Genomic DNA, 11,227 nt, shown 5'->3' with positions numbered 1-11,227 from the left:
TATATCTGACACTTGCTAGGAATCGTCATATATTAAAATGCCGTTACAAAACCATGCACAAGTTTTATTCAAAAAATTTTTAATAGTTTTTTTGCCAATGTCCGTTTTGCTTGGTGCCGTACTGGGGGGTCTCTATTACGGAAAAATCCGGGCGGAGAGAACTGCTATAAAAATTAGTGAAATCCGCAAGATAAAAATGCAAGCTAGAGTCATAGTAGGAAACTTTAACTTGGTGCTCTCGGATTTGATGGTTCTGTCAGAACAAATAGAATTCCAGGAAATCTTGCAAGGAACTAATGAACAAAACTCAACACTCGCTGAAGAATTTTTCTCTTTTTCACAACATAAAAAAATTTACGACAAAATTCGTTTTTTGGATACCACAGGTCAGGAAATTGTTAGAGTAGATTTTAACAGCGATCGCCCAAATATAATTCCTCAAAAACAATTACAATTTCAACTAAAGCGCTACTGGTTTTATGAGACTTTAGGTCTAAACAAAGGAGAAGTGTTTGTCTCTCCCTTGGACTTAAATATTGAAGGAGAAAAAGTTGAGCAACCACTCAAGCCGATAATTCGCTTTGGAACTCCAGTTTTTGACGAGCGGGGTAAAAAACGGGGTATTATTATCCTCAATTATTTTGGTAAAAAGCTGCTTGACTCGTTTGTACAAGTGAGCTATGGGACACCCGGTCAGTCAATGCTTCTGAATGCTGATGGATACTGGTTGAAGGGAGCAACAAAGTCTGATGAGTGGGGATTTATGTTTCTCGATCGTCAAAACCACACCTTTGGCAAAGTGTTTCCTGAAGTATGGAAGCAAGTTTCTCAACGAGAATCCGGACAATTACAAACTTCTGAAGGATTGTTTACTTACACAACAGTTTATCCATTATTAGAAGGGCAAATACCAAACACGGGATCGAGACAGGCTTTGACATCCGCTAAGGGTCAAATAAATCCTCGTTCTTACTACTGGAAGATTGTCTCGCAAGTACCGATAGAAGCTTTCGATCTTAGGTCCAATGGATTACTTCTTGAATTACTCTATCTTTATATAGGATTGGTAGGAGCAACGGGAATTGGTTCTTGGATATTAGCAAAAGCAAGTGTCCACCGTCAGATGACTGAAATAGAATTAACCAAATCTCAAGCTCGCTTGCTAGAACTTGCCGAACGAGAAAATTTGTTAAAAAGATGTCTGTCAAGCCAAATTCGTAACTCTCTAGAACTCGATAAAATTCTTAGCACGGCAGTTGCTGAAGTTCACAAGCTCCTCCAAATAGAGCGTTGCCAATTTTTGTGGTGTTATATAGAAGATAAATCTAGCCGATTTGAACTGAGTCATGAGGCTTGTCGTGGGGATTCGTTAACCCCCCTTGGGTCTTCTCCTATTGAAAAAGTTGAAATGTTAAGCCAAGCAATTATTCAAGAAAAGTTTCTGCAATTGGATAATGTTTTGACAGATGCACGTTTGGATAGCGCTAGCAAGGACTTTTTACAAAGTTTGGGCTTGACTTCTTTAGTAGCAGTGGCAATTTACACTCATTCCAATCGGTTGGGAGTGCTTGTTTGCCAACAAACGAAAGATGTCCGTATATGGAGCAACAATGAAGTTGAACTAATTTTGGGAGTGGCAGATCAATTAGCGATCGCGATTGACCAAGCGGAGTTATATAACCAAAGCCGTGCTGCTACAGAAGCTGCTACTATCCAAGCTGAAAAACTTACAAAAGCTTTACTTCAACTACAACAAACCCAAGCCCAACTGATTCAGACTGAAAAAATGTCTAGTTTGGGTCAAGTTGTGGCTGGGATAGCGCATGAAATTAATAACCCCGTTAACTTTATTTATGGTAACTTAAATCATATCAAACAAGATATACAACATTTGCTAGAACTCATAAAACTTTATCAAAACTCTTATATTATTCCCACTCCTGAAATACAAGCTTATCTTGAAAGTATAGATCTAGATTTTATCGCAGAAGATTTACCAAAAATGATAACTTCCATGAAAATGGGTTCGGACCGCATTCGTCAAATTGTCATGTCCTTGCGTAACTTTGCTCGACTAGAAGAAGCAGAAATAAAGTCTGTCAATATTCATGAAGGAATAGATAGTTCTCTGTTGATATTGCAACATCGTCTTCAAGAAAAAAGTCCCAAGCTTCAAATTGAAATTATTAAATATTATAGTAATCTACCCAAGGTAGAATGCTATCCCGGACAACTCAATCAAGTTTTTATGAATTTGCTCAATAATGCTATTGATGCTATAGAAGCATTATTGTTAATGCTACCTTTATCCACGAACAAGCAAGGACAAATTGTTATTTGTACTGAAATGTCTGACTCCAAAAATATTTCTGTAAAAATCAAAGATAATGGAGTTGGTATGAACGAGGAAGTCAAAAAAAGAATTTTCGATCCTTTCTTTACAACTAAACCCATAGGCAAAGGAACTGGATTGGGTTTATCTATCAGTTACCAGATTATTACAGAAAAACATCACGGAACTATTGAGTGTCTATCGGAACAGGGAAAGGGTACAGAGTTTTGGATTAAACTTCCGGTGCAACAAAATGGTTAATAATAAGGAATATTACATCAGGAAGTGATGTTACAGTTTTTTAATGCGTCTTATAACTCTTTCTGCTTTAATCTCTGTAGGTGGTTAGGTTAAAGCTATTAGGAGAGTTGACGGAGTTGCCGTGGTTGGAATTGTCATTGTCTCTCATAGTAAACAACTCGCAGAAGGAGTCTGCGAACTAGCAGCACAGATGGCTCAGGGTAAAGTCCCCCTATCTGTGGCTGCAGGAATTGACGATCCAGAGAATCCGCTAGGTACAGACCCCATGCAGGTTTATGAGGCGATCGTCTCCGTTTACAGTGATGAAGGTGTCGTCATTTTAATGGATCTGGGAAGCGCTTTGATGAGTGCAGAAATGGCGATCGAGTTTCTCACTAGCGAACAGCAACAAAAAGTCCATTTGTGTGAAGCCCCACTTGTTGAAGGAGCAGTCGCAGCCGCAGTCGCAGCCGCATCAGGCAGCAGTGTACAGCAAGTGATGGCTGAGGCAAGGGGGGCTTTGACGTCAAAAGTGACTCAATTGGGTATAAGTACTAGTCCATCATTTGCCAGCAACCAAGGTCAAATTACAAAACATCAAGGACAAACCACAAAAGAAATACACGTAACTATCCGTAATAAATTGGGATTGCATGCCCGCCCAGCCGCTAAATTTGTCTCAACAGCAGCTCGTTTTCAATCTCAGATTGTTGTATCCAATTTAACTCGAAAAACGGCAGCAGTACGCGCTGACAGTATCAACCAAGTTGCCACATTGGTTGCACGTCAGGGACATAAATTAGCGATCGCAGCCAGTGGTGCTGATGCAGATGAAGCACTCAAAGCATTACAAGAACTTGTTGACAGTAATTTCGGCGAACAAGAAGATATCCCCTCTCCCTCCCTCCCTCCCTCCCTCACTCACTCACTCCCTCCCTCCCCCCATCACTTCCTACAAGGAATCCCAGCCTCTGGTGGAATTGCTATTGCACCAATTTTTAGTTATACTCCAGTATCCATTCACGTTCAGAAATACCACGTAGATGATGTAGAAACTGAATGGCAGCGTTTGCGGGTCGCAATTCAAGTTTCAAAAGAAGAAATTCAATCGCTGCTTTCACAAGCGTGTACTCAAATTGGTGATGCAGAAGCTGCAATCTTTGATGCCCATCTGCTGTTTTTAGAAGACCCCGTACTGTTAGAGGCGGTTCACCAACGCATCTTTCAACAGCACCAAAATGCAGAAGTTGCTTGGCAAGAAGTTGTTGAAGAACTCGTAAATAACTACCGTTCTTTTGAAGACCCCTACTTACAAGAGCGAGTTGCAGATATAGTAGACGTAGAGCAAAGAGTGTTGCGTTTGCTGATTGGATTTCAATCTCATATTAGAAATTCTGATTCCTCTCGAGATAATTTGAATCCTTCAGAACCAGCTATTTTGATTGCTTCAGATCTAAGCCCTTCGGAGACAGCTAGATTAGACCGGGCAAAAGTGCTTGGCATCTGCACGACTTCTGGCAGTGCTATTTCTCACAGTGCTATCATAGCCCGAAGATTGGGTATTCCGGCAATTGTTGGTTTACCAGAAGAAGTTATGCGTTTAAGCAACGGTGCGATCGCAGCAGTTGATGGCGATACTGGTAGGATGTGGGTGAATCCAGAATCGGAAGTTTTGAATGCACTATCCGCAAAACGCGATACACAGCAAGCTGTTCGCCAGGAAGCACTAGCAACAGTATTCAATCGAGCAGTGACACGGGATGGAAGACGGATTGATGTGTTCGCTAATATAACAGGCATAGCAGATATAGAAGAAGCATTAAGATTTGGGGCAGAAGGAGTCGGGTTGTTTCGCACCGAGTTCCTTTATATGGAACGAATTACCCCTCCTTCTGAAGAAGAACAGCAATTGATTTATTTGAGTGTAGCCCAGCAACTCGGCAAGCGTCCGTTGATTATTCGGACTTTAGATGTAGGCGGAGATAAGCCAATTTCTTATTTAAATTTGCTATCTGAAAATAATTCCTTTTTAGGTTGGCGTGGAATTCGCTATTGTCTCGATAATCCTGAGATTTTTAAACCTCAGTTACGGGCGATTTTAAAAGCCAGTCCCCAACATCAAATGAAAATTATGTTTCCGATGGTTGCTACTGTGGAAGAAATACGGGCAGCGAAGGCAATTCTGGTAGAAGTACAGAGTGAATTACGTCAAGAAGGCATTCCCTTTGATGAAGAAATGGAAGTGGGCATTATGGTAGAAGTTCCTTCAGCTGTTGCGATCGCGGATAAACTAGCCACTGAAGTTGACTTTTTTAGTATTGGAACCAACGACCTCAGCCAGTATGTTATGGCAGCCGATCGCACGCATCCACTCGTAGCCAACTTAGTAGATGCCTTCCACCCCGCAGTCTTGCGAATGATTCAACAAACCGTCCAAGCAGCACGTACAGCCGGGATTTGGGTAGGGTTGTGTGGGGAACTCGCATCAGATCCACTCTCTACACCGCTCCTACTAGGATTGGGGCTGAATGAGGTCAGCCTGAATCCTCGGTTTATTCCGGCATTTAAGCAAGCGATCGCTCAATTGACTGTGGCGCAAGCAGAAGCGATCGCAACTTCTGCATTGCAACAAGATTCCGCACAAAAGGTCAGAGCGTTACTCGCACAAGCGGTATAACTTTAAAACTTCTTTATTCCAAAGCCTTCTGCCCTCTGCCCTCTTTTTAAAATCTAATTCCCAATTGTCCGTTGATTCCTCGCACGGAATTGTAGCCAACACCGACAAAAACGTTGTCAGTTGCCCTTGTTTGAACTCCACCAGAAAAAGCAACGCCCTTATCTTCCGAATAGTACCCCAATCCTACATATGGTGAAATTACGGGTAAAGAAATAAACTTAAGTACATCTACCCCAACAGCACCATCAGGACCAACTCCCAATTCAGCCCCTAAATCCAAAGCCCTTGCACCAACAGAATAAGTAATATCACCTTCTTTACTACCTACTGACACCCAGGGCTGTGGTACTATCTGAGCGCGAGCACTTTGTGGAGCTAATAAAGCTAACAAACTCGCTGATACTAACAATACTTTTCCAATAACTGCTTTCATATTTCACTCCTTCACTTTTTGCCAATTTGCTCTGAACACTAATTCTCAGTCAGTACTGACAGCAGTTAGTCTGCACGCTGCCACGAACTAAGGTGTGTCCATTATGACTAACAAAAGACGGAATTCTGTATGGGCGTGTGCCCGATTTGTGAAAAATAGTTCTTTAAAGCAACTACTGAAGTGTATTTACTGGTATAGGTATTTATTAAGGTATTTATGAATACTTTTAAGGTAATTCAAGCAAGTTAGAGAAAATATTGAGCCAAAAAAATCCTTTATCTTAAGTGTATGCGGAAAAAGCTAACGTTTAAGGTCGTTAAGAGCAGATTTTTCTTATATTTCATGAGTAAAATTACTTAAAATTTAGCCCAAATAGGAAAAAAGTACTATACCTAAGTAGTACTTTTTAACGAGTTTTAGAAAACTAGATTCGGTACTTTTTTCTCATGTTGATTGAGAGTATAAATTTTTATGATTTTGGTGTCGAACACAAAAACTTTACAACTTCTTGACAAATTCTTGACAAGTTAGATAGCCAACTTGCAGGAAATGTTTGGAAATGCGGGGATCATCGTTGAATAGGTGTGTCAATTGACTCTAGGTTGTCAAATCCCAGACTCTTTGAAAAGTCGGGGAGCTAAACCAACTTAACCCATCAAAATTAATGTGTATCGCCAAATATGCGTGATTGAGGAAAGATCGACAAAAATCTTTTGTCCTCAATAAGTTTTTGCAACCTAAATAAGGAACAAATGTCAACATTTCAATCACTAACAATTAATAAAGACGGCTTTGCTTTTGACTTACTTACAGGTGAAAGCTTTCAATTAAACCGCTGCGGTCAAATGGTTTTGCAGCGCTTGCGACACGGTGACACCCAAGAACAAATTATGCTATTTCTCTGCGGGCGGTTTGGCATTTCTCAAAACATAGCACAGCGAGATATTACAGACTTCTACCAGCAACTGAATGCTCTGGGACTACTCACAGAGGAAAATCAATGAAACCTTTTACAATCGCTATTACAGGCATTAATGCAGTTGATAATCCCGGACCGGGTACAGGCATTGCTCGCAGCCTGCGTGAAGACCACCAGTTACCCACTCATATCATTGGGCTTGCCTACGATGTACTGGAACCGGGGCTATATATGGATTGGCTGTTCGATCGCTATTATCTCATGCCTTATCCCTCCTCAGAGCCTGAAGTTCTGATTGAGCGATTGCAGCAAATCAAACAGCAAGTTGGTTTGGATTGCGTGATTCCTAACCTAGATGTAGAATTGCCGCTTTATATTCGGTGTGCGAAAGAATTGGAGTCGTTAGGTATTCGGACTTATTTGCCTACACGAGAGCAATTCGCTTTACGCAACAAGGCAAAGCTGAGCGATGTAGCAGCAGCATTTGGTGTTCGGACACCGCAAACATTAACACTCACTTCGTGCCAAGAACTTCATGAGGCGATCGCAACATTAGGATTGCCATTGATGATTAAGGGCCCATATTACAAAGCCTACCGAGTGTCAAGCGAAGGGGAAGCCATACAACGCTTTTACCAGCTAGCAGCGGAATGGGGCTATCCCATCATCGTGCAGCAGATTGTCAGCGGTACCGAGTTGAACCTAGTGGGGATTGGAGATGGTAAAGGGAGCCATTTTGGTTTGGTCGCAACCAAGAAAATTGCTGTAACTGAACTTGGCAAAATCTGGAGCGGTGTGACTATCCATCACCCTGGTTTACTAAAAGCAACGGAAGCATTTCTAAAGCATACCCGTTGGAAAGGTCCCTTCGAGTTAGAATGTATCGCCGATCTTGATGGCACAATTTATCTCATCGAAATTAATCCACGCTTTCCAGCATGGACTTACTTTGCAACTGGGGTGGGCATTAATCTTCCAGCACGCCTGGTAAGAGCAGCCCTCGGATTGCCCTTATCCCCCTCAGTTTCTTATGAAGCGGGTAAATTGTTTATGCGCTACACCTACGAAATTGTAACGGACGCAACCCCTCTACAAACTCTAGTCACTTTAGGAGAACGATAACATGGTCAATCAGTACGAAAAACCCGTGATTCAAAAACTCGATAGCAAATTCACGAACAAATTTTCAGGAAACAACCAATCGCAGTGCAAAGTTCAAACAGAGATTGCAGGCGTTGCGATCGACGATCTAGTCCAACAGTTTGGCTCTCCGTTGTTTGTTTATTCCGAACAGACACTGCGTCGAAAGTTCCGCACTATCCGCAATACATTTACCACTCGTTATCCAAATGTAACCTTTGGCTGGTCTTACAAAACCAATTATTTGAAAGCCATTTGCGCTATCTTACATCAGGAAGGGGCGATGGCGGAATTGGTATCCAAAATGGAATACGACAAAGCAAAAGCACTCTCGATTCCAGGAAACCAAATTATTCTCAATGGACCGCACAAACCATTTGCCACTCTAGAAGCAGCCGTGCGTGATGGAGTTACCATCAATATCGATCACCTAGATGAAATTGAAGATTTAGAAGCGATCGCCACCCGCCTCAATCGAACTATTTCAGTGGGTATCCGACTTAATTTGAATGCTGGAATTTATCCTTGCTGGTCGCGCTTTGGCTTCAATCTAGAATCCGGTCAAGCCATGGAAGCTGTTCGGCGTATGGCCAGTGGTGGCAAATTACGAGTGAACGGTTTACACAGCCATATTGGAACTTTTATTATGGAACCCGCAGCCTATGCTCGCCAGGTTGAGAAAATGGTGATGTTTGGCTATGAGGTGGAGCAAGAGTTCGGTTGGCAAATGGAATATATTGACATTGGCGGTGGCTTTCCGTCTCGCAGCCGTTTGAAAGGTACGTATCATGCGGCAGAGGTTATGTTGCCGTCTATTGAAGAATATGCAGACGCTGTTTGTGATGCTCTATGGGCGGCTTTAAAACCAGGGCATATGCCAAAACTGATCGTTGAATCTGGTCGGGCGGTGATTGATGAAGCGGGAACGCTAATTGCAAGTGTTTGCGGTACTAAGAGACTGCCTGATGGTACTCGTGCCTATGTGATAGATGCTGGTGTGAATCTCCTGTTCACAAGCTTTTGGTATCGCTTTGATATTGCCCTCGATCGCCAGGTTTCGGGTCTTTACGAGCCATCGGTCATATATGGTCCGTTATGTATGAATATTGATGTTATTGATGAAACAATTTCATTACCTCCACTCTCACGCGGTACCCGATTTGTTATTTCCACTGTAGGTGCATACAACAACACACAATGGATGCAATTCATTGAATACCGCCCTAATGTGGTGTTGGTGACAGAGACGGGCGATGTAGAATTAATTCGTGAGGCAGAAGATCTCAGCGATCTAGAACGACGGGAACATTTGCCATCCCGGTTGGATCTGAGAAAATTTGCACCCACAAGCTTATGAAAATCTCGGCATTACAGACGCTCCGACATCTGGTATATGCCGTATGCGCTGCTACTGCTGAAATCCTGTTTTTACGTGGAGTCGGTGTTGGAGCCTTGCTGCTGTCCGCCATGTTGCTGCAACCCTCGGTACTGGTGATGGGTCTAACAGGGGTGCTTGCAGCAGTTGGCTTTGCTAAAGTAGCGCAACTGGATGTAGCATATTGGAAGCAAGGACCCTTTTTATTCAATCCGCTTCTAGCGGGGCTAGGTGTTGGTTATTTATTTCAACTAAGTGCGGCATCACTGTTTCTGGCTGCTGCTGCCGGTATACTAGCATTTACCTTAACTTGGACTTTGTCCTACGTACTTCACACATTTTTTTTGCTACCAGTACTGAGTTTGCCATTTGTTACCGTAAGCTGGACTATTCATTTAGCAGCATTCCGCTTTGCTGGTTTGCAGCACGCTATTGTGCCTGCACATGCTTACTCCATTGGCTTACCAGTGCCGCTTGAAGGTTTCTTGCGTACATTAGGCTTGATCTTCTTCTTGCCCAATGTATGGGTTGGCATGATAGTTGCACTCCTATTATTGTGGAATTCACGCATACAGTTTTTGTTAGCTGTATTCAGTTATACTTTTGGAACTTTTATCCAAGGTATCCTGACAGGAACGTTCGCTTATGTCTACTACGACCCTGCAACATTGAATTTCATCTTGGTAGCACTGGCGCTTGGCGGATTTTACTTGCTGCCATCACCTCAAAGCTACATACTAGCAGCGCTTGGCGTTGCATTGGCAGCCTTGCTGGGTCAAGCTGTGAGTGTCTTCTGGGCAGCAGTGGCGTTACCAGTACATGCATTGCCGTATAATGTAGTCACCTTGATGCTATTGTATCTGCTGGGTCTTGTAGGGCATCATTTGTTAGCAAGATACCCTCAATCCTCACCAGAAAAAACCTTGGATTATGAATTGACAGCAAGACAGCGGTATCACGGGAGTACAGGTCGCCTCCTGGCCTTACCTTTTACAGGAAATTGGGTAGTTTGGCAAAGCTTTGACGGACAATGGACTCATCAGGGGCTTTGGCGTTACGCTTATGACTTTCTCATCCGCGACGAGGGAGGTCTTACTTACAGCGACGACGGGTTAAAATTAACAGATTATTATGCTTTTCAAAAACCCGTGCTGTCACCTATTCGTGGTTCAGTGGTTTTGGTTGTGCGGGATCTACCAGACTGCGAGATCGGTCATGTAGACCAAGACCGTAACTGGGGTAACTACGTGTTACTGTACGATGAACGGGGCTTTTACGTCGAAATATCCCATTTTGCCCAGAACAGTATTGCGGTCAATCAGGGCGATCGCATTGAGCGAGGAGCCTTACTCGGACGTTGCGGTAATTCTGGGTACTCACCTCAACCCCACATCCACATTCAGGTGCAACTGACTCCGGTCATCGGAGCAGCGACTGTTCCGTTCAATTTTGCCAACTTCATGGTGAACGGTGAATTTTGTTCCGAGGGTATACCAGCAAAAGATGCTGTGGTAGAGCCTGTGACTCCGGATCGCTCTCTCACACAAGCACTTACCTTCGCCCTTGATTCCCAGTTACACTTTAGTCTCACTCGAAAGGGACGAGAGATCGGTCAATTGAGGGTAACAAACCGGATGGCAATTGATGGTTCATTTTACCTGGATTCTGGAAATGCCAAATTGTTTTATACCCGAGATGAGAACAGGTTGATGTTCCATCGATTAGACGGAAAAGATCCAAGACTTGCGTTGCTATTTCTTGCAATGCCCAGACTGCCTTTAATACGTCAGATCGATCGGCAATGGTTTGACTACTTACCAATTAGTATGGTGGTAACAGGGCTGCGTCTGATGCTTTACCAGTTTTGCAGTTCTTTGTATCCCAAGCTAGCTTCAGCACACTATATCGGGCAATGGCAATCTGATGGCATATTAATTGGCACGATTTCAATACCAAAAGTCGCACGCAAAATTCAAACCTCTGCCATCTTCAATCGCGACAACCAGTTAGTCAAAGTTACTGTGGGCGATCGCTCTCTTGTACGTCAGCAATAAAAGATAGCGTGGTTCAATTAGATAAGCTGTCGCGCATCTAAATTGTACTTTTTTAAG

At 42.9% G+C, this 11,227-nt stretch carries 7 protein-coding genes; 6 read left to right on the top strand and 1 reads right to left on the bottom strand.

The window, feature by feature from the left end:
* The first annotated feature begins 97 nt into the window (after window positions 1–97).
* Window positions 98–2,593, top strand: a complete 2,496-nt coding sequence (locus tag AB0756_RS05995; protein WP_162002267.1) for an ATP-binding protein — start codon at window positions 98–100, stop codon at window positions 2,591–2,593.
* 121 nt (window positions 2,594–2,714) lie between these two features.
* Window positions 2,715–5,249, top strand: coding sequence for a phosphoenolpyruvate--protein phosphotransferase (gene ptsP / locus AB0756_RS05990; protein ID WP_050046328.1), 2,535 nt, complete (start codon window positions 2,715–2,717; stop codon window positions 5,247–5,249).
* A 46-nt stretch (window positions 5,250–5,295) separates the two neighbouring features.
* Here ptsP and AB0756_RS05985 read toward each other — a convergent pair whose 3' ends face one another.
* The gene (locus AB0756_RS05985) at window positions 5,296–5,682 is read right to left on the bottom strand and encodes a hypothetical protein (RefSeq protein ID WP_038072980.1); all 387 of its coding nucleotides are present in this window, start codon (window positions 5,680–5,682) and stop codon (window positions 5,296–5,298) included.
* Window positions 5,683–6,434: 752 nt separating this feature from the next.
* On the opposite strand from AB0756_RS05985, the gene AB0756_RS05980 reads away from it, so the two are divergent.
* From AB0756_RS05980 to AB0756_RS05965, 4 genes are read left to right on the top strand one after another with little or no spacing between them, the layout of a single operon-like run.
* On the top strand, window positions 6,435–6,686 hold the full coding sequence (locus AB0756_RS05980) for a PqqD family protein (protein ID WP_038072981.1): 252 nt from the start codon (window positions 6,435–6,437) through the stop codon (window positions 6,684–6,686).
* The gene (locus AB0756_RS05975; RefSeq protein WP_038072984.1) at window positions 6,683–7,723 is read left to right on the top strand and encodes an ATP-grasp domain-containing protein; all 1,041 of its coding nucleotides are present in this window, start codon (window positions 6,683–6,685) and stop codon (window positions 7,721–7,723) included. The genes AB0756_RS05980 and AB0756_RS05975 overlap by 4 nt, the downstream gene beginning before the upstream one ends.
* A gap of 1 nt (window position 7,724) precedes the next feature.
* On the top strand, window positions 7,725–9,098 hold the full coding sequence (locus AB0756_RS05970) for an alanine racemase (protein ID WP_038072988.1): 1,374 nt from the start codon (window positions 7,725–7,727) through the stop codon (window positions 9,096–9,098).
* Window positions 9,095–11,170: an urea transporter gene (locus tag AB0756_RS05965; RefSeq protein ID WP_038072993.1), complete on the top strand. Its 2,076-nt coding sequence runs from the start codon at window positions 9,095–9,097 to the stop codon at window positions 11,168–11,170. Before AB0756_RS05970 ends, AB0756_RS05965 begins: the two co-directional genes overlap by 4 nt.
* Window positions 11,171–11,227 lie beyond the last annotated feature (57 nt).

The sequence above is a fragment of the Tolypothrix campylonemoides VB511288_2 genome (assembly GCF_045999855.1).
Taxonomy (GTDB): Bacteria; Cyanobacteriota; Cyanobacteriia; order Cyanobacteriales; family Nostocaceae; genus Scytonema; species Scytonema bouteillei_A.
Note: the sequence above shows the minus strand (reverse complement) of the source record. Positions and strands in the feature narration are given on the sequence as shown.

Bases quoted from the DNA above. Each gene is read 5' to 3' on its own strand.
- AB0756_RS05975 (WP_038072984.1), top strand. From the start codon at position 6,683: ATGAAACCTTTTACAATCGCTATTACAGGCATTAATGCAGTTGATAAT.
- AB0756_RS05970 (WP_038072988.1), top strand. From the start codon at position 7,725: ATGGTCAATCAGTACGAAAAACCCGTGATTCAAAAACTCGATAGCAAA.
- AB0756_RS05995 (WP_162002267.1), top strand. From the start codon at position 98: ATGTCCGTTTTGCTTGGTGCCGTACTGGGGGGTCTCTATTACGGAAAA.
- AB0756_RS05965 (WP_038072993.1), top strand. From the start codon at position 9,095: ATGAAAATCTCGGCATTACAGACGCTCCGACATCTGGTATATGCCGTA.
- AB0756_RS05985 (WP_038072980.1), bottom strand. From the start codon at position 5,682: ATGAAAGCAGTTATTGGAAAAGTATTGTTAGTATCAGCGAGTTTGTTA.
- AB0756_RS05980 (WP_038072981.1), top strand. From the start codon at position 6,435: ATGTCAACATTTCAATCACTAACAATTAATAAAGACGGCTTTGCTTTT.